Origin of the sequence: Paractinoplanes polyasparticus (assembly GCF_019710575.1) — a bacterium.
Lineage (GTDB): Bacteria > Actinomycetota > Actinomycetes > Mycobacteriales > Micromonosporaceae > Actinoplanes > Actinoplanes polyasparticus.
The window spans coordinates 12376-33499 of sequence record NZ_JAHWFK010000033.1; the positions used below are offsets into that span (position 1 = coordinate 12376).

The following is a 21124-nucleotide window of genomic DNA, read 5'->3' on the forward strand; positions in this document are numbered from 1 at the left end:
CATCCGCGTGAGGGTCAAGCACTTTTCGAGAATGCGTATCGGCGATCTGTCCGCGGCGACCGGCGCCAGCGCCCGGTCGCTGCGGTACTACGAGGAACAGGGCCTGCTGGCCAGCACACGCAGCGGCGGCGGGCAACGGCACTATCCGGCGACGGCTGTCGAGCGGGTCTCGCTGATCCAGTCGCTGTTGTCGGCCGGCCTGAACAGCGCCGCCATTCACGACGTGCTGCCTTGCATCAGCAACGAGGCCATCCGCACCCCGTGGCTGGCCGACCGCCTGACGGCCGAGCTCGATCGGGTGAACAAACAGATCAAGGACCTGCACCGTACGAGGGACATCCTGACCGGCCTGGTCGAGGAATACCGCGTGCCGTAGCCCCGGTCTCAGCAAACCGCCAGGCAGGTCACAGGCTGTGCTGGACTTAATCACCTACCGTGGTAGTCACCAGTAGAGGAGGCCACTTTGAGCGGTTCCGTCAAGAGACTGCTGATGTCGCTGATCGCGTCGAAGCTGCAGAAGCGGGGCCATCACGGTTACCAACAGCCCGGCGGCTACGGCCACGGCGCGTACGGCCCGCCGCCCACCTACGGCCACCACGGCCACTACAAGCATCACGGCCACTATCGTCACCACGGCCACTACAAGAAGCGCCGCCGCTGGTAGTGCGGCCGCCGCAAGCTGCCCCGGTGCGCTGCGCCAGCGTGCACCGGGGCTACTGCGTCATCACAGGCCGACGTCATCACAGGTCGACCAGCTCGACGGACACGGCGGCCACGTCACCGACCGCCAGCTTCTGCGCCGTGCGGATCGCTCGCTTGACCGGCAGGACGTAGGCGCCGCCACCACCGGGGAAGATCGACGTCAACCAGTGGCTGGTGCCGATCGACGCCTTGACGCGCACCGAGCCGAACCCGCGGCGCAGCCCGTCCGTCCGGTCGCGGATCTCGTCGGACGCCTCGACCGGCAAGCTGACGAAGGTCCAGCTCTCGGTCTTGCGCGCTTCCCACAACCACAGCTCGCTTTCGAAGTCGACCACCACCGCCAGAGCATGGCACGGGGGTACGACATCGCCCGGTCAAGCCGCGCTCGGAGCCGGCGCGGAGGCCCCGCGAGAGCCTCGATCAGCGACGAGCACGAGCGCGGCCAGCGCCAGCAGGGCGATGCTCGTGCCGGCGACCAGCAGGGCGGCGGGCGCCTGACCCTCGAGCACGTAGGTCGGGTTGGCGGCGGCGCTGTCGTAGGTCAGGGTGCGCACGAACACTCGGTAGAGCTCGAAGACCGGCACGGCGCCCGCGGTGAACACGACTGCCGTCCGGGCTGCGGCCAGCCGGCGGTGGGAGCGGTCACCCCGCCGTACGCGGGAGATCAGCGCAACCGCCACCAGCCACCCCACCAGCGCGCCGAGCGCCAGCCCGCCCACGGTGAACGGGCGCACGGCCCAGGCCTCGTCGGCCACGACGTCGACCCGCAGCGATGTGCGCCCGGCCCCGGTCAGGGAGTCGCCCCGCAGCGCCAGGCCGTCCTTCGCGGCCTCGAACATGACGTTGCGCGCGGGCACCGAGGCGAACGGCTCGGTGGAGACATCGGTGAGGATGGCGCTGGAGACGGTGGTGTACGCCGTGATCCGCCACCCGTCGGCGGTGAGCGCCGCGCGCGCCCGGTCGTCGATCTCGGGCCCGTTGGCGATCGCCCACGCGCTGGGGCCACCCATCGCCGTGCGCTGGTCGTAGAGCTCAGGCCAGTAGACGCCCATCGAGTCGGTCAGCGCCCGCATCCCGTCGCGCGAGGGCACATCGGCCCCCGTCTGCCAGCCCAGCCACCGGCCCCCGGCCGCACCGGCCGCCCCCACCGCGACCATGGCCAGCACCGCGGCCAGGATCGCCCACGGCCGCAACGGAACCCGGAACCGCTGCCGCACCCCGGCCGCGACCAGGTGCGCCCGGGCAGCGAGACCCGGCGCCCGGCCGCCGGACACCTCGGCCATCGTGGCCAGCAGCTCGTCGCCGTAGCGGCGGCGGAAATCGCTCGGGTACGCCCACAGCAGCCGGCTGCTCACGAGGCCACCGCCGGGTTGCCGAAGCCGCCCAGACGAAGCTCGGCCGCGTCGGCGTGCCGCCGCAGCCGGGTCGCCTCCTTGGCCAGCGCCGCCGCGCCGCCGGAGGTGAGCCGGTAGTAGCGCCGCAGCCGGCCGTCGACCTGTTCCTCACGGTCGACCTCGACCAGGCCCTCGTCGGTCAGCCGGTCGAGCGCGCCGTAGAGGGTGCCGGGCCGCAGCACGACCTCACCCTCGGACAGCCCCTCGACGGCCCGGATCACGCCGTAGCCGTGTGACGGCTCCGCCGCCAGGGCGGTCAGGATCAAGAACGTGGGTTCCCGCATGAGGCGAAACGCTACGCTCACCGTCATATGACGTCAACCGTTACATGCCGCTCCACGTCACGCCAGGCCGGCGTGTGCACCAACCAGCCCGGAGCCGGCGAGCGTTGCGGCCCGAACAGGTAGCGGTGCCCCACGATGCCGCGCAGGGCCTGATGCACGTCGAGCTTGTCGTCGACGAAGTGCGTGATCCCCAGCTCCGCACAGTGGACGGCCTTGTCGGGCCGCCGCCGGCAGAACCGCACGTTGCCGCGGGGGATCCCGGTGCGGGCGGCGAACTCCTGATGGTCGAGCCACTGCAACGTGTTGCGCTGCACCCGCTCGCCGCACTTCGAGATCAGCCACACCTCCTCGAAGCGAGGCGCCAGCCGGGCCAAGGTCTCCAAAGCCTCCGGTACGGCCGGAGTAGCCAGCATCCGAGCCGTGTCTCCACTGAAGAACTGGGTGTCGCCCCCACCCGGCCCACCACCGTCGATGATGACCCGCCCGATGTCGACACCGAGCCGCACATGCGTATCCATGCGTCGAGCCTGTCGGCCGCCGAGCGAGGGCGGAACTATTCTTCTCGCGCACACCATAGACAGGAGCTATAGCCAGTGGTTCCGAGTCGGCCTGCCTCCGCGAGATGACCGCCACACACGCTCGAGGCAGGCGGCGACGTAGCGTCGGAAGTCGGAGTCGACCCTCGTCGAGGAGGTCTCATGCCCTGGACAACCGAGGAACTGACGGCGATCGGTGACGCCGACGAACTGCAGATCGCGTCGCGGCGCGCGGACGGGTCGCTGCGGCCCTACGTGACGATCTGGGTGGTGCGCAGCGGGGAGCAGCTCTTCGTGCGCTCGGCCTACGGGACGGAGAACGGGTGGTTCCGCCGGGCCGTCACCGCCGGCGTGGGCCGGGTGCGGGCGGGCGGCGTCGAGCGCGACGTCACCTTCGAGGACGCCGGCGCGGCCGACGCGGGCGCGATCGACCGGTCGTACCACGAGAAATACGACCACTACGGGCCCCGGTACGTCGGGCCGGTGGTGGGGGCCAAGGCCGCCGAGGCGACCCTGGCCCTCGTTCCTCAGGAGCGGTGATGGGCCTCAGGAGCGGTGATGGGCGAACGACACCCAGGTCGGGGTGACCGGGTGGGCGCGTAGCGGCATGCGGGCCTCGGCCGGGGTGCGGTTGCCCTTGCGCTGGTTGCACGCGTAGCAGGCGGCCACGGTGTTGAGCCAGCTGTTGGCGCCGCCGCGCGAGCGGGGCAGCACATGGTCGATGGTGGAGGCCGCGCGGCCGCAGTAAGCGCAGCGCCGGCCGTCGCGGGCGAGCACGCCGGCGCGCGACCACGACGGGCCCCGGCTGTGGCGCCAGCGGGTCACGACGTACGTCACCAGGCGGACGACGGTCGGCACCGGCCAGACACCGATGACACCGTCGGGGCGGGCCTCGTGCACCTCGGCCACCTGCCGCACGAGCATGCGGACGGCGTGCCGCAGGCTCACCCGGTGCAGCGGCCCCAGATCGGCGTTCAGCACCAGCACATCACTCACCGGGTCACCTCCCTGTCGACGTACGTCCGGGAAGCGCCCACGGCGTCACCCGGATATGTGGTCGGGGCGCGCGGCGGCCACGCCACCGCACGACATGAGAAAGAGCATCCTTCTCCCCTGTTTCCCGACCAGTTGGTGATCTCTACGGTAGGGTCCGGCCCGCCGCCGGGACAATGGATTAACCGTTGGGGTGGACAACCACCTTCAGGCCCGTACGGGCGGCCGCCGTCCCGAGGGCGTCGGACACCGCGCTGAGCGGGAAGATGTCGGTCACCACCGACCTCAGGTCGACCAGTTTCTGCGCGGCCAGCGCGATCGCCCGCGGATAGACCTCGCCCATCCGGCGGGCCGTGACCAGCGTCAGCCCCTTGCGGCGGGCGATCGACGCGCTGAACGTGGTCGTGTCCCCGTCGGGGATGCCGACCAGCACGACCCGGGCGCCCGGCCGGGCCACCCGCAGCGCCGCCTCCACCGCCGACGGCGAGCCCGAGACCTCGAAGACCACGTCGGCCGCCGACTCCGCCTCGATCGGCGCCGCGCCCAGCCGCGTGGCTGCGGCCAGGCGGTGCGGCAGCGGTTCGGCGGCCAGCACCTGGGTCGCGCCGCCCCGGAAGGCGAGTTGCACCAGCAGCAGGCCGATCGGGCCGCACCCGACGACGGCTACCGAGGAAGCCATCCGGACGTGCCCCAGGTCGTACGCGTGCAGCGCCACCCCCAGCGGCTCCAGCATCGCGCCGTCGTCGTCGGAGAGCGAGTCGGGCAGCCGGAACAGCCGGTCGGCCGGCCAGGTCAGGTATTGGCGCAGGCCGCCGTCGGTTGCCTTGTGCCCGGCGAAGACGACGTTCAGGCACAGGTTGGGCCACCCGGACAGGCACGGCTCGCAGTGATGGCACGGGATGGCCGGGTCGATCGCCACCCGTACGCCGTCGTCCGGCCCGCCCCGGATGACGCCGGCCATCTCGTGCCCCAGCACCAGCGGTTTCGCCGGCACGGCGTCGCCGATCCCACCCTCGGTGAACCAGTGCAGATCGGACCCGCAGATCCCGACCGAGGTCACCTCGACCAGGGTGCCGTCGCCGGACGGTACGGGTTCGTCGTGCAGCCGCACGTCGCCGGCGGCGTGAAGACGGGACACGAGCATGCAGACCTCCGCGCGAAGAGGGGGCCGCGCTGAGGCAACAGCGCGACCCCCAGTCTCTCCCCTACCCCTTCACCGCGCCCGCCGTCATGCCGGCGACGATGCGCTTGTTGAAGAACAGGAACATGATCAGAGGCGGGATCGTGATCAACAGAATGTCCATGAAGAGCAGGTTGTACTGGGTCGAATAGGCGCTCGAGAAGTTGTAGAGCGTCAGCTGCACCGTGGCGTTCTGGTCGCCCGGCAGGAAGTACAGCGGGTTGACGAAGTCGTTGAAGACCGTCACCGACTGCACGACGACGACCGTGATGATCACCGATCGCAGCAGCGGCAGGATCACCCGGAAGAACAGCCGCATCGGCCCGGCGCCGTCGATGATCGCCGCCTCGTCGAGCTCGCGCGGGATCGTGGCGATGAACGCCCGGAACAGCAGGATGCAGAACGACAGGCCGAACGCGACCTCGATCAGGATGAGCCCGGGCATCGTCCGGAAGAGCCCCAGCTTCTGCAGCACCCAGATCGTCGGCACGACGGCCGGCGGAATGATCAGACCCGAGAGGACCAGGAAGTTGACCAGGCCGGTCCACCGGGTGCGGCGGCGCTGCAGCACGAAGGCCACCATCGCCGACAGCACCACCAGGATCGCCACCGAGGCCACGGTGAGGATCGTGCTGTTGATGAAGGCGATGATCAGCATGTAGTCGCGGGCCTGCACCACGTCCACGAAGTTCTGCACCAGATGAAATTGACTGGGCCACGAGAAGTCGAGCCGCGAGGCCTCCTGCCGGCTCTTCACCGCGGTCAGCACAATGAACGCGAACGGCACCAGGAAGACCACGACGGACAGCAGGATCGCCACCACGCTGAGCACGAGGTTCTTGCGCGGCTTCCGGCGCACCTCGACGGCTGCGGTCACAGGTCCACCTCCTTGGAGTTCAGGTACCGCGACAGCGGGAAGATGATCGCCGTCACCAGCAGGAACAGCACCACGTTGCCGGCCGTCGACAGGCCGTAGAAGCCGGCCTGGTACTGCTTGTAGATCACCGAGGCGATCACGTCGGACGTGAAGCCGGGGCCGCCGCGGGTCATGGCCCAGATCAGGTCGAACGAGCGCAGGCCGCCGATCAGCGACAGCAAGATGACCGTGAACGTCGCCGGGCGGGCCAGCGGCAGCACGATCTTCCGGAAGTTCTGCCAGGCGGTGGCGCCGTCGACGCGAGCCGCCTCGAAGTACTCCTGCGGGATCGAGACGATGCCGGCGATGTAGATGAGCGTGGCCAGGCCGACGCCCTTCCACACATCGACCAGGGCGACCGACACCAGGGCGAAGCTGGGGTCGGTGAGCCAGCCCGGCCCCTGGATGCCGATCAGCGCCAGCGACTCGTTGACCAGCCCCTCCTCCGGGTCGAGGAGGATCGTGAAGGTCAGGCCGACGCCGATCGTGCTGACCAGGACCGGGAAGAACACCACCGAGCGCAGGTAGCCGCGGCCGATGATCTGCGAGGTGAGCAGCACGGCCAGGCCCAGCCCGAGCACGACCTTGAGCCCCGAGGTGATCACCGCGTAGACCACGGTGTGCCACAGGCCGGAGACCAGCGCCGGCTCCCGGAAGAACGTGACGTAGTTGTCGAACCCGATGAACTGGGAGTCGAAGATGCTCCAGCGGGTCAGGCTGAAGTAGAACGACGTCACGGTCGGCACCAGGAACAGCACCGCGTACACGATGGCGGCCGGCAGGTAGAACCAGGAGGGGTACGGGCTCCGCTTGCGCCCGGCGGCGGGGGCCGGCCCGGCCACGCTGGTGCGCGGCCGGGCCTCCACGCTTACCAACCCTCGAGTCCCAGCTGCTGAGCCTGCTTCTTCACGTCCTCGTCGTAGAGCTTGGCGGCGGCGTCGGCCTTGCGGATGCCGGAGCCGACCTCGACGCAGATCTGCTCGAGCGCCGGGCCCTTGACCGGGGACAGGAACTCCAGGGCCAGGCTGGAGGCGCCCTGCTTGTCGATGTAGGTCTGCATGTCCTTGACGGCCTGCGGCACCGAGTCGGGCAGCTCGCAGCCGGTGACCGCGTACGGGCCGGTCGGGGTGGTCGCCTTGCCCATCGAGGCGCAGCCGTCGGGGCTGGCCACGAAGCCGAGGAACTTCTTGGCCGCCGCCAACTTGTCACCGGTGGTGCTGGTCGGGATGTAGAGGCCGTTCGGCGCCCACACGGTCAGGCCGTTCTTGGCGGCGTCGGCGCCCGGGATGGCGAACAGGCCGATTTTGTTCTCGCTGCCGGGGTTGTCGGCGATGAGCTGGCTGACCATGGCCGACAGGATCGGGTACTGCGCGCCCTGTCCCTTGGCCAGCTTGTTCAGGCCGTCGGTGAGCTTGGCCGAGGCGAAGTCCTTGTTCACGTACCCGGCGTCGTGCACCTGCTGCAGGTGGTCGAAGCCGGCCTTGGCGGCGGGCGTCGTCGCGTACTTGGCCTGGTTCTTGGTGTACTGCTCGGCCCAGCCCGGGCTGGCCGCCTCGACGTTGTGGTAGTCACCGAGAATGAACAGCTGCGAGGTCCACGTCTCGCCGTAGGTCTGGATGACCGGGTCGACGCCGGCCGCCTTGAGCTTGGCGTTGTTGGCCTGGAACTCGTCCCAGGTCGTCGGGACCTTCAGCCCGTTCTTGTCGTACACCTCCTTGTTGTACAGGATCGCGCCGGCCATGTAGTTGCCGAACGGCACGCCGTAGATCTTGCCGTCCGAGCCGACCGCCTTCTTGAAGTTCTCGTCGAGCTGACCGGCGAAGTCGTCCACCGGGGTGAGGTTCTTCTGCGGCGCCAGCGCCTGCATCAGCGAGCCCGAGTTGTACATGAACATGTCGGTCATGTCGCCGGTCGAGAGCCGGGTCTTGACGATGTTGTCGCCCTCGGTGCCCTGCGGCCGCGTCTCGACGTTCACCGTGATGTCGGGATTCTTGGCCGTGAAGTCCTTGGCCAGGCCCTCCGCCATCTTGACCGTCTCGGGCTGGTTGTCGGTCAGGAACGACAGGGCGACCTTGCCGCCGCCGCCTTCGTCGTCGCTGCTGCCCAAGCTGCCGGCGCTGCACGCGCCGAGGGCCAGGGTGCCGGCGGAGAACACGGCGAGCGCTATGCGGTGTGGTGTGTGGCGTCGTGTCATGGAGGGACTCCCTTGCTTTTACTGATCGGAAGAGGGGGAGAGAAGTGCGGTCAGCCGGGCGGCGAGCTGGTCGCCGCCGGGAATGAAGCCGTGCGCGGTGGCGGCGTCGGCGAAGCCGGTCGCGGGCGCGTCCAGGTAGCGCGCTAGCCGGTCGGCCAGGTCGGCCTCGCCGGTCGCGACGCCCGCCTCGCGCGCCGTGGCGACGAGCTTGTCCCAGGTGGGTGCGTGGTCCATCAGCTGCCGGATGCACGGCTCGGCGGGCAGACCGGCTTCGGAGGCGTACGGGTCCTCGACCGCCCAGTCGTGCCGGCCATGCCGTACGTCGACCGGCTCGCTCCACCCGGGCAGGAGCACCGAGGCGGTCGCACCGACCGGCACCACCACCTCGAGCCGCAGCTCACCGCCGTCGCGACGCCAGGACACCGAGGCCTCGCCGTACGGAGTGAGGTGCTTCGCGGCGGCATGGGTGAGCCGCCGGTCGGGCTGGGGACGCACGTCGATCCGGCGGTAACCGGGTTCGCCGGGCGCCAGGCCGGCCACACGCCGGTGCAGCCAGTCCGCCACCGCCCCGAGCGCGTAGTGGTTGAACGACGTCATCTGGCCCGGGTTGATCGAGCCGTCCGGGAGCATGCTGTCCCAGCGCTCCCAGACCGTGGTCGCGCCCATCGTCACCGGGTAGAGCCAGCTCGGCACGCCGGTCTGCAACAGCAGCCGGTACGCCAGTTCGGGCTGCCCGGCGTCGGCCAGCGCGTCGGTCATCAGCGGGGTGCCGACGAAGCCGGTGCTGATCCGGAACCCGGCCGCGCGAACCAGGTCGGCCAGCCGCTCCCCCGCGAGCTTGCGCTGCCCGGCAGTGGGCAGCAGGGCCCACTGCAAAGCGAGGGCGTACGCGGTAGGAGCGTCACTGAGCACCCGGCCGCCGTCGGTCACGTACTCGCGGGCGAAGGCGGCCCGCACCCGCTCGGCGAGTTCGCCGTACTCGCGGGCCACGTCGCCGTCCCCGACCGCCTCGGCGGCCCGGGCCACGATCTCGGCCGAGCGGGCCAGGTGGGCGGTGGCGACCACATCCGGGTCGGCCTTGGCCCGGAACGGGTCCTCGGGCGGGGCGGCCGGGTCGAGCCAGTCGCCGAACTGGAAGCCGCCCGCCCAGAGCAGGCCGTCGCCCGCGAGCCCGGCGATCCGGTCGACCCAGGCTCGCATGCTGGGCAGCTGACGCTCGATCAGGCCCGCGTCGCCGGTGCGCTGATAGACCACCCAGGGCACGATCGCGGCAGCGTCGCCCCAGGCCGCGGCGGCCGGGCCGGGCTGGCGGATCACGTCCGGGACGACGTGCGGCACCGAGCCGTCCTTCTGCTGCTCGGCGGCCAGGTCGGCCAGCCAGCTGGTGAGGAAGCCGGCCGAGTCGAACAGGAACGACGCGGTCGGTGAGAAGACCTGGATGTCACCGGTCCAGCCGAGGCGCTCGTCGCGCTGCGGGCAGTCGGTCGGCACGTCGACGAAGTTGCCCCGCATGCCCCAGACGACGTTCTCGTGGAAGCGGTCGAGCAGCTCGTGCGACGAGGAGAACCAGCCGGTGCGCCGCAGGCCGGAGCCGACGACGACGGCCACGATGTCCTCACGCTGCAGATTCTCGACGCCGGTGACCTCGGCGTACCGGAATCCGTGGAACGTCAGACCCGGTTCGAGAACGACCTCGTCGGCGTTCCTCAGAATCCACTCGTCGGTGGCCTTGGCCTCGCGCAGCGGTCGTACGCCCAGCTCGCCGTCCTCGAGCACCTCGGCGTGCCGCAGCCGGATGACGTCGCCCTCCTGTCCGCCCCGGACGGTGAGCCGGACCCAGCCGACCAGGTTCTGGCCGAAGTCGACGAGCGTCCGGCCCGACGGCGAGGTGACGACCTCGACGGCCGGCAGCACGTCGGTGACGCGGACGGGCGGGCCGTCGGGCGCGACAAGCAGGCCGAGATCGGCGTCGAGCACGTCGACCGCGGACTCGGGCCCCGGCTCACGGCGCAGATCGGTGCGCTGACCGTTGTAGATGTCGTCGCTGACGACGGCGCCCTCGCGGGCTGTCCAGGAGCCGTCGGTGGCGAGCGTGAGCACCCGGCCGTCGGCCGTCTCGACCTCGAGCTGGGCGAGCAGCGCCAGGCGGTCGCCGTAGAGGCTGTGCTGATTGCGGAAGCCCAGGAAGCCGCGGAACCACCCGTTGCCGAGCTGCACCTCGAGCCGGTTGACGCCGTCGGTCAGCAGCGCCGTGACGTCGTGCGACTGGTAGCGCAGCCGATGCTGGTAGGCGGTCCATCCCGGCGCGAGCTGCTCGTCCCCGACCCGCGTGCCGTTGAGCTTCGCCTCGTAGAGCCCGTGCGCGGTGGCGTACAGCCGGCCCTTGACGACGCCGGCCGGCAACTCGATCGTGCCGGTGAGAATCGGCGACGGGCTGCCCCAGGCCCCGATCTCGCGCGGGCTCACGAAACGGGCAGTCCAGTCGCCCCGCTCCAGCAGCCCGGTCTCCACCGTCGCCGCTTCGCTCCAGTCGCTCCAGCTCTGCGCGTCCCCGACCCGCACGCGTACGGTCGCAGCCTCCCGCGACGCGAGCGGCGCTCCCGGCCACGGCACCAGCACCTGCTCGCCCGACGCGACCGCGAACACCCGCGCCTCGCGCCCACTGTCGACCGCCTCGGCGCTGTGCCCGCTCCCGGCGATGTCCCCAGCCTCGGCGCCGCGCTCGCTCCCGGCGATGTCCCCAGCCTCAGCGCCGCGCTCGCTGCCCTCCTGGCCTGCGGGACGGCCGGTGCGGGTGATCTCGATTTCGTAGCGGGTCTGGGTGTAGGCGTCCGGGGCGGCCGGCACCTGCCACGAGAGGCGCGGGGTGGCGGTGCCGAGGCCGAGCACAGGGGCGGGCTGGTGCTCGAAGCGAAGGGCGGTGGGCGGGGCGATGTCCGGCATGTCACTCCTGTGCGGGCGTTGCGTATCGCCTGACGTCGGTGAAACGATTCAAGAACCGCCGCGACGGGAAGACGATCTGATGTTTCGTTTTCGTGGCGAGAACGTTTCGCCGTGACCCGATCCTCTGGGTCGATGTGGCCCACGACATAGCCCGTGATGAACCGGAGGTAGCACGAAATTCACCTGGGGCCTACGGTGGGGCATGACCGAAGACCCGCCGGTCGAGAACACCCGGACGCTGCTGCACTTCATCGACGGGTCGGTGGCGTACGCCGGCCACTACCTGCACGAGGACACTCATCCCGTGCACACGCACAGCTTCGTCGAGATCGCCGTGGTCATGTCCGGCGCCGGCGTCCACCACAGTCTGGCCGGCCGCCGCGAGCTGCAAGTGGGCGACGCCATCCTGCTGCGCCCCGGGGTCTGGCACGGCTACGAGAACTGCCGCCGCCTCGATCTTTACAACTGCTGCTTCTCGACCGAGCTGCTCCAGCGCGAACTGGCCTGGACAAGGCAGGACCCGCAGCTGGGCCACCTTCTCTGGACGGGCCCGTACGCCGGCCAGCGCCGCGGAATCCTGCACACCCGCCTGCACGACGACGCCCTGACCGGCTGCCTGGAACATCTGGACGGCCTGCAGAAACTGCGCACCCTGCCCCCGGGCGACTACCGAGGCGACCTGGTGGGCCGCCTGACGCTGTTCCTCAGCGGCCTGGCCCGCGTCGTGGCCGAAACCGACCAGATCACCGGAGGCTCAGCCGGCATCCACCCCGCAGTCCTCGACGCCATGCACAAGATGGAGGACCGCCCCGCCCACAGCTGGACCCTGACCGAGCTGGCCGCCGAACTCCACCTGGCCCCCGGCTACCTGGTCCGCCTGTTCAAGGCCGCCACGGGCCTGCCTCCCATGGCCTACCTCTCCCGCTTCCGCGTGGAACTGGCCGCCGCCCGCCTCCTCCACACCGACCAGCCCATCAACCGCATAGGCGAGTCCGTGGGCTGGCCCGACCAGAACTACTTCGCCCGCCGCTTCAAGTCCCACTACGGCCTGAGCGCGTCGGTCTACCGCACCCGCTTCACCCGAGCCGTAAAGCACTGACCCTGCACCGCTCCGCCGGAAACCGGCCGCGAGGCCGTTTCCATGCCGCCGCCCTGTTCTATCAGCGAATGCCCGCTCCCCTCGCCCTCCACCAGCGGGCGCGCCGCCACCGACAGCGACCAGCAGCTATGCCCGCTCCACCCCCTCGGACTCCTCCCCGACTTCGACCAGCGGCGCGCCGCCGGACGCGAAGCCGGTGCGGACCTCCCAGCCCGATGTACCGGCCCGACCGCCCGGGACCGGCCCGAACAGCAGGTCGAGCTGCGCATCCAAGGCGTCCAGCGCCTGTTCGGCTTCGTATTGACCGCCGAGGAGGTAGACGCCCAAACCCTCCATCAGCGCCAGCAGCCCGGCCGCCTGGTGTGGCTCGCCGCTCGGCAGTTGACTCGCGATGAAGTGGACGAACTCGGCCGTGGTGGGGTGCAGCTCGGCCGACGCCGCCGGACGCACCGCCGTGTAGGCCAGGAACGCCAGCGCGACCCGGCCGTCCGCGCGGGTCGCCTCGTCGAGCGGCAGCAGCGCGGCGATCATCGTGCGCAGCAGCTGCCGGGGCGGCGGGTCGGCGCCGAGCGCGCCCACCGCGGCCTGGACCCGGGCCTCGCTGCGCTCACTCACCGCGGACAGGGCGAACGACATCATCTCGTCCTTGGTGCGGAAGTAATGCTGCACCATCCCGGCCGAGACACCCGCGGCCGCCGCCACGTGCCGCAGGCTGACCGCTTCCAGGCCCTGCTCGGCGGCCACCCGCATCAGCGCGTCGGCGATGAGCCGGCGGCGCTCGTCATGATCGACCTTTTTGGGCATGATGTCACTCCGCGTACGCCTCGAGGTGGGCCCGGGCGGACCGCACCAGGCCGTCCGAGTCGTCGGCGTACAGACGTACCTCATCGACCGGTTCGCTGCTTCCGCGGGGCAGCTCAAATGTCAGCGGCCGCCGCAGGCGCACGTCGATGCTGGTCTGGCTGCCGACCACGATGTGCAGCGCGCCGTCCTCGTGCTGCACCGCCTTGCTGGACGGCAACGACCGGTAGCGCTTGCTGACCGAGGCGACGTCGGCCCACGGCACGGTGATGTCGATGCCCGGCCCCATCCGGATGCGCAGCCCCTCGGCCACCACCAGGTGCGGGTTGCGGGTCAGGCCGCCGAGAAACCCGAGCATCCACAGCAGGCTCCACACGCTGATCACCAGCATGATCAGGCGGGCCGGCCCCCACGGGATCACGTGTTTGATGATCAGGTCGAGCACCGGGATCTCCACGACCGACAGGCCGAGGAAGACGCCCAGGATCGGCTTGACCACCCCGAGATACCCGAAGGACTCACCCCCGTGCAGCTCGACCGGCCGCCGGCTCGCCCAGAGGGCCAGATTGCGCCAGGTGGCGGCCTCAGCCGCGGCAGCGCGCCGCAGAACGCTCATGACGATCCCTTCACCACAGTGCCGGCGTCGCCCGCCTCGTCACCGATGCCCGGCCCGACGGCGGCGGCACCGCTCGCCGCGTTGCCGTAGTCAAGCTCGACGGGCGCGGCAGCGCTCGCCGCGTTGCCGGGGCCGGGTTCGACCGGGGCTGCCGCGTCGGCGGCGACGTCGCTGACGACGGTCACGGTGCCGGCCGCGGCGTCGACGGTGACGATCTGGCCGGTGCGGAGGTGGCGGGTGGCGCCGGGCACGCAGATGACGGCCGGGATGCCGTACTCGCGGGCGACCGTGGGCCCGTGAGCCATGACGGCGCCGGTCTCGGTGACGAGCGCCGAGGCGGTCAGGAACAGCGGCGTCCAGCCCGGGTCGGTCGTCGAGGTGACCAGCACCTCGCCGGGTTCGAGGCGGGCGGTGGCCGGATCGTGCACGACGCGGACCGGCCCGGTCGCGCGGCCGGCCGACGCCCCCACACCTCGGAGCGCGCCGGGATCCTCCGCACTGGGCAGGACAGCCTCGATGTCGGTGCCGTCGGAGAGCAGCGCCACGGGCACCGATCGGCGCCGCGACTCGCGGTCGTACTCGGCACGACGGTCGGCGATCAACTGCCGATGGCCGCTGCTCCGATCACCTTCGAAGGCGTCGTCGGCCCGGAGCTTGCGGGCGATCCGCGCCGCGTTGTCGGCCTCGTCGAGGGTCAGGAACATGATGTCGTCGGGGCGGGACAGGACACCCGCCGCCGTCAGATCGGCGCCGACGGCCAGCAGGTGGTGGCGCATCTCGGCCAGCCGGTAGAGGCCCGCGAACTTGCCGGTCTCGCGCAGACCGGCCAGCCGCCGGGCCCGGCCCAGCAGGAAGATCGCCAGCCGGCCGCGCACCGGACGGCGCCGCCGGGCCCGCGCGCCCAGGTCGAGCAGCGTGGCCTCGGCTCGTTCGGCGGCGCGGGCGAAGCGGCGGTCGGGCGCCTGCTCGGGGTCGGTGACCCGCAGGAGGTTGGCCAGAGCCGCCCGCACCGGGGCCGGGTCTTCCGACCAGCGCGGGACACCGAGATCGACCTCGGCCGCCGCGCGATGCCCGTATCTGTCGAGGAAAGCGCCGAGGTCGATGTCGTCGAGGCTGCCGGCGTCCCGGGCGAGGCGCCAGAGAGCCAGATCCATCTCGATCGTCACGTTGTGCGGCATGCCGCCCAGCACGGCGTGGATCTCGCCCGGCCGCGCGACGTCGCCCAGCAGGCGCGGCGGAAGGGCACTGGCCAGCATGCCGGCCACGATGGGCCAGATGATCGCGTCGGGGCTGTCGCTCTGGTCGTGCTCGCGCACGAGCCTCAGTCTTTCCTCGGTGGTCGGGGTGCCGACGTCACTGCGCGAGGAGAGGCGGATGCGCTCGACCGCCTCGTCGAGGCGGGCGCGGGCCCGGTCGGGTTTGGCCAGGGCGCCGAGGATGCCGCGAACGGCCCGGCCGATCGGCGGCAGGCCGCCGTCCCGCTTCTTCCGCGGGCCCTTCCGGGGCACGAACTGCGGGTCGTCGAGCACGTGGCGCATCACGGCCTGGGCGCGCGGGCCGAAGTCGACCGCCATGAGCGGGACCAGCCGCCGCCGGGCGACCGGGTCGCGGACGAGGTCGCTGAGGTCGCCGTAGAGCCGGCCGCCGATGTCGACGATCTCGACCCTCAGCCCGAGCGGCGCCAGCATCGCCTTGATCAGCTCTTGGAGGGAGTTCATGCCCATCGGCGTGACCGGCTGCAGCATGCCCTGGACGTGCCCGAATTCCAGGTAGACCCGGGGCGGGCCGTCGGCCGGCGGGGGCGACGGGAACAGGGTGGTGATCGGCCGGGACTGGAGGATCCACAGCTCGCCGTGCTCGTCGATCGCCCATTCGACATCTTGCGGCGAGCCGAAGAGCGCCTGGAGCCGCTGCCCCACGGTCCACAACGGGTCGTCGGGCCCGACCAGCCGGCGATCCACATCGTGCCGGCCGTCGACGACCGTGGAGCCGTTGCCCTCGGCCGATTCCACCAGCATCTCGGTGCGGCGCCCGGTCAGGGGGTTCGCGGTGAACAGCACGCCCGCCCGATCGGCAGCGATCATGCGCTGGACGACGACGCCCATGCGGATGTCGCCCTTCCCGTAGGCCTTCGCCCGGGCGTTGGACGCGGACGCGCGGCACGTCTCGATCGCGGCGAGCAGGGCCTCGGGACCGTGGACGTCGAGAACCGTGTCGAACATGCCGGCGTAGCTGGCGTCGGGAGCGTCCTCGACGGTGGCGCTCGATCGCACGGCCACCACTCCCCCGCCCAACCGCTCGTACGCCGCAATGATCTCGCCTTCGGGCAGGGGGCCGGCCTCGGCGGTGAGGCAGAAGCCGGACGGCACCCGCTCGCCGGCGCGGAGCAACTCGCCCAGGGCCGCGGCCTTGCCACCGACCCGGTCGACCGCACCGGCCGAGACGTCGTGCAGGTCAAAGATTGGCATCGGCCCTCCCGGAAACAATACGACTGCAATGCATGCTACCCGGTTGGCAATACGACTGCAATGCGAAGGCCGGGAAGGACGAAATTCCACCCGGAGCCGGAACCGCAGACGACCCAAAATCGTCTGAAGGGGCATGACTCGTCTCCGCGGCACCCTGATGGCCGCCGCCGTTCCCCTGTTCCTGCTCGCCGCATGCGCGCAGCCCAGCGCCACCGGCGCGGGCGCGCCGGACTCCCGGGAGAGCGCCTCCCCCTACCCCCAGGGCGGAGACGAACTTGTCGTACGGGTGGAATCGTCCGGTGGCTTCGTGCCGCCGGACCGCACGGTCGGCACCCTGCCGGCGATCAGCATCTACGCCGACGGTCGCGTGATCACCGAGGGCCCGGTGCCCGCCATCTATCCCGGGCCCGCGCTGCCCAACCTCCAGGTGGTCAAGATCGGCCCCGACAAGGTTCAGCAGCTGCTGAAAGAGGCGACCGACGCCGGCGTACGCCCGGGCACCGACTTCGGACGCCCCAATGTGGCCGACGCGCCCACCACCCGGGTCACCGTCAACACCGCCCAGGGCGCCCAGTCGGTCGCGGTCGAGGCGCTCAACGAGGCCCAGGCCGACGACCCGATGCTCACCGCACCGCAGGAGGCGGCCCGGGCCAAGCTGGCCGCCTACGTCGACAAGCTCACCGATCTCGCGGCGGGCGGCGACCCGAGCGCGACCGGCCCCTATACGGCCGAGTCGCTGGCCGTGCTGGCCCGCCCGTACGTCAAGCAGGGCGCCGACCAGCCGGCCCAGCCCGAGATCGCCTGGCCGGGCCCGGCCCTGCCCGGCGACTACCTCAACCCCGCTTTCAAGATCGGCTGCGTGGTGGTGAGCGGCGCCGACGCCAACAAGGTGCTGACCGCGGCCAAGAAGGCCAATCAGCTGACCCCGTGGACCGCCGACGGTGCGAAATACCTGATCACCTTCCGGCCGCTGCTGCCCGACGAGAAGGGCTGCGCGCAGTTCAAGGGAAACCGATGACTCCTCTCGGGGAGCCGTTCGATTTCGGCCGCGACGACGTCGCGGGGGACGACGGAATCGATCGCGGGCCGGAACGGACTGAGTCCGTTCCGGCCCGCCAGGGCTGCCGCCCCACACTGACCGCGCCCCGCGGCACGCGCAGAAGTTAGCTCCTGTTTCGGAATGGGGGTCGAGTCGCGGTGCGGTCCAGGCGTCGTCTGGGCCTCGGCGCGGCCGGCTCCCATTCCGAAACAGGACCGAGTGCGGTGGCCACTAACTTTCACCGCCCCACCACCGGTGGGGAGTCATCGCTCACTACGGTGAACGAGGATCCACAACCAAGCCGGACCCAAACCGGCCAACGTTCGTGGACACCGCACTAGTCCACCGGCTCCAGTTCCCGGACCACGCGGTCGATGCGGCGGTCCGGGAGGAACCACAGCAGGGCGCAGGCGGCGAAGAACGCCACGGCGATCGCGGCCCGGTCGACCAGCACCGCGGTGAGGATGCCGGCCAGGTAGAAGAACGGCGAGATCTTGCCCTTGAGGTCGCCGCCCACGGCCTGCCGCAGCGGCGACTCCGGTCCCTGCTGCTGGATGATCAGCTTCTGCAGGACGAGGTAGGCGAGTGCCGCGGCGGTCAGGTTGAGTCCGTAGACGACGACCGGCGTACGCGCGAAGCCCGACTCGTCCATCCAGGCCGTGGTGAACGGGAGCAGCGAGAGCGTGAACAGCAGCGCCAGGTTGGCCCACAGCACGCCGCCCCCGACCCGCCGCACGAGGTGGAACATGTGGTGGTGGTTGACCCAGTAGATGCCGATCCAGACGAAGCTCAGCAGATAGGTCAGCAACCCGTCGCCGGTGTCGTGCAGGAGGCCGGACAGGTCGTGACTCTCCGGGATCTTCAACTCCAGCACCATGATGGTGATGATGATGGCGAGCACGCCGTCACTGAACGCCTCGAGCCGACTGGTACGCATCGCGACCGCCTTCCTCCTCCGATGGCCTGCTTCGTCCGGCAAGACCGGACAGCCACCGGAACTGTGACGAGGCCGCTCGGCGGCGAGCACTGAGGCCGGCTGTCACAAACTGTTCCGCCCCGCGGTCTGAGTGGTCACAGCCGTGCGGAGGGAGACCGGTGATGCCCGATATCGCCAAACTGTCCACGTTGCTCGACGCGCCCGAGGTGCGGGACCTGCTCTTCGGCCTCGCGCACACCGGAACTCATCCGGCCGGCCCCGCCCACCTGCATGCCGTCGTGCTGCGGCTGGCCGAGACGACCACTCCCGAGCAGTACGGCAGCTGGCTCTCCGATCGTTCGCACAACCAGCCGATGACCGTCGACCAGGTGCGCCTGACCGTCGGCGAGGGCCCGCTCGGCGACCTGGCCTCGTTCGCCGGTGGGAGCGCGGCCGCCGTGGCCTGGCAGCTGGCTGCGATCCTGCCCGACCTGGTCGACGCGGTCAGCCCCGGTGGAAGCGTGATCGGCCCGGATCTGCTGGGCCGCCAGATCACCGAGGCCATCGACGGCGACGACCGCTCGGCCGGAGCCTTCGGCGCCCACCTCCACTGACCAGGATCGCAATCCTTCCCGTACGCCGTCACGTGCGCACCGCCCGACCGGAGCGCCACTGCGGCCCGGAACCCCGCTCGACGACCCCGGGAAGTGTCGTACCCACGGCCTACCGTGAGGCCATGGACATGAAGATTGAGCTCATCCCCGTGCCCGTCACCGACGTCGACCGCGCGAAGGCCTTCTACGAACGCGTGGGCTTCAACGCCGACCACGACCATCGCGTGCAGCCGGGCCTGCGATTCGTGCAACTCACGCCGCCGGGCTCGGCGTGCTCCATAGTCATCGGCGAGGGCATCACCGAGAAGACGCCCGGCACGCAAGAGATCCAATGCGTCGTGGCGGATGCCGAGGCCGCCCGCGCCCGCCTGGTCGAGGCGGGCGTCGAGGCCAGCGACGTCGACAAGCAGGCCTGGGGCAACTTCGTCTACTTCCGCGACCCCGACGGCAACAACTGGTCGCTCCAGGCGATGGAAACGCGCCCCAACGGCTGACGGGTGCCGCGGCGTGGCGGGCCACACGATCGGCACAGGCCTCAGGTGGGGCGGGTGGCTCGGTAGGCGCGGGGCGACTGGCCGGTCACGCGCTTGAAGGCTGTGCTCAGAGCGCTTTCCGAGCCGTAACCGACCTCGCGGGCGATCGCGGCCACGGTGTGGTCGCCGTGGCGCAGGCGGGCCGCGGCCAGTTCGATGCGCCACCCGGTCAGGTAGTCGAGCGGGCCCTGCCCGACAACCTGTTTGAAGCGGGCGGCCAGGGTCGAGCGCGACACGGCGGCCACCGCGGCCAGGTCGGCCACCGTCCAGGCGTACGCGGGCTTGCCGTGCATCGCCTGCAGGGCGGCGCCGACCACCGGGTCGGCCAGGCCGGCCAGCCAGCCCCCGGCCGGGGGCGCGGCCGCGAGGTGCAAGCGCAGCAGGTGGATCAGCATGACCAGAGCGAGGTGTTCGGTGAGCAGGGTCGATGCGGGTGGACGGTCACGCAGTTCGGCGTCGATCTGTTCCAGCGCCCACCGCACCGCGGCCGCCGCCGTGCTGGCCCCGGGCACGTGCACGACCGGGGGCAGCGCGTCGAGCAGCAGTTCCTGGGCACGCTCGCCGAAGCCGAACCGGCCGCCGATGAGGAACACGTCGTCGCCCTGGCCGGCCCGGGCTGTGCCGTCCTCGCCGGCCGCCACGAAGAGCGGCCGTGCCGGTTCGGGGCGCACGTCCGGGCCACTGGCCAGCGTGAACGCCACCGGGCGGGTCAGCAGGAAGCAGTCGCCGGGCCGCAGCTCGAAGACCTTGCCGTCGGCCAGCAGCAGGCAGCTCCCCCGGCGTACGGCATTGAACTTGACCGCCGGAGGCGGCTCGAAGGCCACCGCCCACTCCCCGCCGGCCACCAGGCCCGCCGACAGGCTGCTGGTGGCGCCGACGAGGGCGAGGACATCGTCGAGCGGATCCGTCTGGACTCTCACGCAACTATCTTGGACCCTGAACCATTCAGCATCCACATGGGCCGCCGCACAGTGGTAGCCATGACAAGGATCCACACACCGTTCACCGCCCGGTCCACCGCCGCCGAGGTGCTCGCCGGAATCGACCTGACCGGTCGGCGCATGCTGATCACCGGGGGCGGTTCGGGGCTCGGCCGCGCCGCCGCGGACGCGCTGCGGGACGCGGGCGCCGAGGTCGTAACCCCGACCCGCAGCGAGCTCGACCTGGCCGACCTCGACTCGGTCCGCGCCTACACCGCCGGCTGGAGGGGGCCGGTCGACGCGGTCATCGCCAACGCCGGCATCATGGCCGTGCCGGAGCGCCGCACGGCCGCCAACGGCTGGGAGCTGCAGCTCGCGACCAACTTCCTCGGCCACTTCGCACTGATCACCGGTCTGCGCGAGCACTACACGCCGGGCGCTCGCGTGGTCCTGGTGAGTTCCGGGGCCCAGCTCCGCGCCGGCGTCGACCTCGACGACCCGCACTTCGAGCGGCGCCCGTACGACCCGTGGACGGCCTACAGCCAGTCGAAATCCGCGGTAGTCCTGCTCGCGGTGGGCATCAGCCGGCATCTCGGCGCCGTCTCGGCCAACGCCCTCGCGCCCGGCAGCATCCACACCAACCTGCAGCGCCACATCGACCGGGCGACCATGCGGGTGCTGGGCGCGATGGACGAGGACGGCAACCTGATCCACCCCGACGGCTACAAGACCCCGGAGCAGGGGGCCGCCGCCGAGGTCATGCTGGCCGCGTCCCCGCTGCTGGCCGGGGTCACCGGCCGCTACTTCGACCAGGACAACCAGGAGGCCGAGGTCGTGCCGGGCGGCCCCGAGCCGATGGCCGGCGTGGCCGAGTGGTCCGTCGACCCGGCCGCCGCCGACCGCCTCTGGAAGCTGGCCGAAGCTGAGATCCCCGGCTGACGCGCGCCGCCTCCTCGAGAGGATTTCGCACGCCGAC

The 21124-nt window shown here is 71.0% G+C and carries 23 protein-coding genes; 8 read left to right on the forward strand and 15 right to left on the reverse strand.

All coding sequences use genetic code 11. From position 1 onward, the window contains the following. Positions 1-31: 31 nt before the first annotated feature. Both KXC43_RS29830 and KXC43_RS29835 read left to right on the forward strand, forming a co-directional pair. Positions 32-376, forward strand: a complete 345-nt coding sequence (locus tag KXC43_RS29830) for a MerR family transcriptional regulator (RefSeq protein WP_221379520.1) — start codon at positions 32-34, stop codon at positions 374-376. 87 nt (positions 377-463) lie between these two features. Continuing rightward, positions 464-664: a hypothetical protein gene (locus tag KXC43_RS29835; protein ID WP_221379647.1), complete on the forward strand. Its 201-nt coding sequence runs from the start codon at positions 464-466 to the stop codon at positions 662-664. 76 nt (positions 665-740) lie between these two features. Here KXC43_RS29835 and KXC43_RS29840 read toward each other — a convergent pair whose 3' ends face one another. From KXC43_RS29840 to KXC43_RS29855, 4 genes are read right to left on the reverse strand one after another with little or no spacing between them, the layout of a single operon-like run. Next, on the reverse strand, positions 741-1040 hold the full coding sequence (locus KXC43_RS29840; protein WP_221379521.1) for a DUF1905 domain-containing protein: 300 nt from the start codon (positions 1038-1040) through the stop codon (positions 741-743). 36 nt (positions 1041-1076) lie between these two features. After that, positions 1077-2057: a hypothetical protein gene (locus tag KXC43_RS29845; protein WP_221379522.1), complete on the reverse strand. Its 981-nt coding sequence runs from the start codon at positions 2055-2057 to the stop codon at positions 1077-1079. Next, positions 2054-2380: a PadR family transcriptional regulator gene (locus KXC43_RS29850; protein WP_221379523.1), complete on the reverse strand. Its 327-nt coding sequence runs from the start codon at positions 2378-2380 to the stop codon at positions 2054-2056. The genes KXC43_RS29845 and KXC43_RS29850 overlap by 4 nt, the downstream gene beginning before the upstream one ends. Before the next feature lie 23 nt (positions 2381-2403). Continuing rightward, on the reverse strand, positions 2404-2898 hold the full coding sequence (locus KXC43_RS29855; RefSeq protein WP_221379524.1) for a hypothetical protein: 495 nt from the start codon (positions 2896-2898) through the stop codon (positions 2404-2406). A gap of 180 nt (positions 2899-3078) precedes the next feature. Between KXC43_RS29855 and KXC43_RS29860 the strand changes: the two genes are divergently transcribed. Next, entirely contained in the window at positions 3079-3456 is a 378-nt protein-coding gene (locus KXC43_RS29860; RefSeq protein WP_221379525.1) for a DUF2255 family protein, read from the forward strand. 6 nt (positions 3457-3462) lie between these two features. Here KXC43_RS29860 and KXC43_RS29865 read toward each other — a convergent pair whose 3' ends face one another. The 6 genes from KXC43_RS29865 to KXC43_RS29890 form a co-directional block, all read right to left on the reverse strand. After that, a complete protein-coding gene (locus KXC43_RS29865; RefSeq protein WP_221379526.1) occupies positions 3463-3912 on the reverse strand; it encodes an HNH endonuclease in 450 nt (149 codons plus the stop codon). 178 nt (positions 3913-4090) lie between these two features. After that, positions 4091-5053, reverse strand: a complete 963-nt coding sequence (locus tag KXC43_RS29870) for a zinc-dependent alcohol dehydrogenase (RefSeq protein WP_255645067.1) — start codon at positions 5051-5053, stop codon at positions 4091-4093. 61 nt (positions 5054-5114) lie between these two features. Beyond that, a complete protein-coding gene (locus KXC43_RS29875) occupies positions 5115-5966 on the reverse strand; it encodes a carbohydrate ABC transporter permease (protein ID WP_308129311.1) in 852 nt (283 codons plus the stop codon). After that, entirely contained in the window at positions 5963-6871 is a 909-nt protein-coding gene (locus KXC43_RS29880) for a carbohydrate ABC transporter permease (RefSeq protein ID WP_308129312.1), read from the reverse strand. The genes KXC43_RS29875 and KXC43_RS29880 overlap by 4 nt, the downstream gene beginning before the upstream one ends. A 2-nt stretch (positions 6872-6873) precedes the next feature. Then, positions 6874-8199, reverse strand: a complete 1326-nt coding sequence (locus tag KXC43_RS29885; RefSeq protein ID WP_221379528.1) for an ABC transporter substrate-binding protein — start codon at positions 8197-8199, stop codon at positions 6874-6876. 18 nt (positions 8200-8217) lie between these two features. Continuing rightward, the gene (locus tag KXC43_RS29890; RefSeq protein WP_221379529.1) at positions 8218-11142 is read right to left on the reverse strand and encodes a family 78 glycoside hydrolase catalytic domain; all 2925 of its coding nucleotides are present in this window, start codon (positions 11140-11142) and stop codon (positions 8218-8220) included. Between the two features lie 202 nt (positions 11143-11344). On the opposite strand from KXC43_RS29890, the gene KXC43_RS29895 reads away from it, so the two are divergent. After that, entirely contained in the window at positions 11345-12241 is an 897-nt protein-coding gene (locus KXC43_RS29895) for a helix-turn-helix transcriptional regulator (protein ID WP_221379530.1), read from the forward strand. A 126-nt stretch (positions 12242-12367) separates the two neighbouring features. On the opposite strand, the gene KXC43_RS29900 is transcribed toward KXC43_RS29895, so the two are convergent. From KXC43_RS29900 to KXC43_RS29910, 3 genes are read right to left on the reverse strand one after another with little or no spacing between them, the layout of a single operon-like run. Next, on the reverse strand, positions 12368-13045 hold the full coding sequence (locus KXC43_RS29900) for a TetR/AcrR family transcriptional regulator (protein WP_221379531.1): 678 nt from the start codon (positions 13043-13045) through the stop codon (positions 12368-12370). A gap of 4 nt (positions 13046-13049) precedes the next feature. Continuing rightward, positions 13050-13658 carry a hypothetical protein gene (locus KXC43_RS29905; RefSeq protein ID WP_221379532.1) on the reverse strand — a complete coding sequence of 203 codons (609 nt, stop codon included), beginning with the start codon at positions 13656-13658 and terminating at the stop codon, positions 13050-13052. Continuing rightward, positions 13655-16126, reverse strand: coding sequence for a PEP/pyruvate-binding domain-containing protein (locus KXC43_RS29910; RefSeq protein ID WP_221379533.1), 2472 nt, complete (start codon positions 16124-16126; stop codon positions 13655-13657). The genes KXC43_RS29905 and KXC43_RS29910 overlap by 4 nt, the downstream gene beginning before the upstream one ends. 133 nt (positions 16127-16259) lie before the next feature. On the opposite strand from KXC43_RS29910, the gene KXC43_RS29915 reads away from it, so the two are divergent. Then, positions 16260-17144 (forward strand): hypothetical protein, encoded by an 885-nt coding sequence (locus KXC43_RS29915; protein WP_221379534.1) that lies wholly within the window; start codon positions 16260-16262, stop codon positions 17142-17144. Positions 17145-17502: 358 nt separating this feature from the next. Here KXC43_RS29915 and KXC43_RS29920 read toward each other — a convergent pair whose 3' ends face one another. Beyond that, positions 17503-18102, reverse strand: a complete 600-nt coding sequence (locus tag KXC43_RS29920; RefSeq protein WP_221379535.1) for a TMEM175 family protein — start codon at positions 18100-18102, stop codon at positions 17503-17505. Between the two features lie 161 nt (positions 18103-18263). On the opposite strand from KXC43_RS29920, the gene KXC43_RS29925 reads away from it, so the two are divergent. Continuing rightward, positions 18264-18695, forward strand: coding sequence for a YidB family protein (locus tag KXC43_RS29925; protein ID WP_221379536.1), 432 nt, complete (start codon positions 18264-18266; stop codon positions 18693-18695). A 122-nt stretch (positions 18696-18817) separates the two neighbouring features. After that, complete coding sequence (locus tag KXC43_RS29930) at positions 18818-19189, forward strand: VOC family protein (RefSeq protein ID WP_221379537.1); 372 nt, start codon at positions 18818-18820, stop codon at positions 19187-19189. 41 nt (positions 19190-19230) lie between these two features. On the opposite strand, the gene KXC43_RS52855 is transcribed toward KXC43_RS29930, so the two are convergent. Then, positions 19231-20148 carry an AraC family transcriptional regulator gene (locus KXC43_RS52855; protein WP_221379538.1) on the reverse strand — a complete coding sequence of 306 codons (918 nt, stop codon included), beginning with the start codon at positions 20146-20148 and terminating at the stop codon, positions 19231-19233. A 60-nt stretch (positions 20149-20208) separates the two neighbouring features. Between KXC43_RS52855 and KXC43_RS29940 the strand changes: the two genes are divergently transcribed. Then, positions 20209-21087, forward strand: a complete 879-nt coding sequence (locus KXC43_RS29940) for an SDR family NAD(P)-dependent oxidoreductase (RefSeq protein ID WP_221379539.1) — start codon at positions 20209-20211, stop codon at positions 21085-21087. Positions 21088-21124 lie beyond the last annotated feature (37 nt).

Coding starts and splice junctions, on each gene's coding strand:
- KXC43_RS29915 (WP_221379534.1), top strand. CDS start 16,260: ATGACTCGTCTCCGCGGCACCCTGATGGCCGCCGCCGTTCCCCTGTTC.
- KXC43_RS29850 (WP_221379523.1), bottom strand. CDS start 2,380: ATGCGGGAACCCACGTTCTTGATCCTGACCGCCCTGGCGGCGGAGCCG.
- KXC43_RS29895 (WP_221379530.1), top strand. CDS start 11,345: ATGACCGAAGACCCGCCGGTCGAGAACACCCGGACGCTGCTGCACTTC.
- KXC43_RS29830 (WP_221379520.1), top strand. CDS start 32: ATGCGTATCGGCGATCTGTCCGCGGCGACCGGCGCCAGCGCCCGGTCG.
- KXC43_RS29860 (WP_221379525.1), top strand. CDS start 3,079: ATGCCCTGGACAACCGAGGAACTGACGGCGATCGGTGACGCCGACGAA.
- KXC43_RS29885 (WP_221379528.1), bottom strand. CDS start 8,199: ATGACACGACGCCACACACCACACCGCATAGCGCTCGCCGTGTTCTCC.
- KXC43_RS29925 (WP_221379536.1), top strand. CDS start 18,264: ATGCCCGATATCGCCAAACTGTCCACGTTGCTCGACGCGCCCGAGGTG.
- KXC43_RS29905 (WP_221379532.1), bottom strand. CDS start 13,658: ATGAGCGTTCTGCGGCGCGCTGCCGCGGCTGAGGCCGCCACCTGGCGC.
- KXC43_RS29940 (WP_221379539.1), top strand. CDS start 20,209: ATGACAAGGATCCACACACCGTTCACCGCCCGGTCCACCGCCGCCGAG.
- KXC43_RS29930 (WP_221379537.1), top strand. CDS start 18,818: ATGGACATGAAGATTGAGCTCATCCCCGTGCCCGTCACCGACGTCGAC.
- KXC43_RS29900 (WP_221379531.1), bottom strand. CDS start 13,045: ATGCCCAAAAAGGTCGATCATGACGAGCGCCGCCGGCTCATCGCCGAC.
- KXC43_RS29890 (WP_221379529.1), bottom strand. CDS start 11,142: ATGCCGGACATCGCCCCGCCCACCGCCCTTCGCTTCGAGCACCAGCCC.
- KXC43_RS29855 (WP_221379524.1), bottom strand. CDS start 2,898: ATGGATACGCATGTGCGGCTCGGTGTCGACATCGGGCGGGTCATCATC.
- KXC43_RS29910 (WP_221379533.1), bottom strand. CDS start 16,126: ATGCCAATCTTTGACCTGCACGACGTCTCGGCCGGTGCGGTCGACCGG.
- KXC43_RS29920 (WP_221379535.1), bottom strand. CDS start 18,102: ATGCGTACCAGTCGGCTCGAGGCGTTCAGTGACGGCGTGCTCGCCATC.
- KXC43_RS29870 (WP_255645067.1), bottom strand. CDS start 5,053: ATGCTCGTGTCCCGTCTTCACGCCGCCGGCGACGTGCGGCTGCACGAC.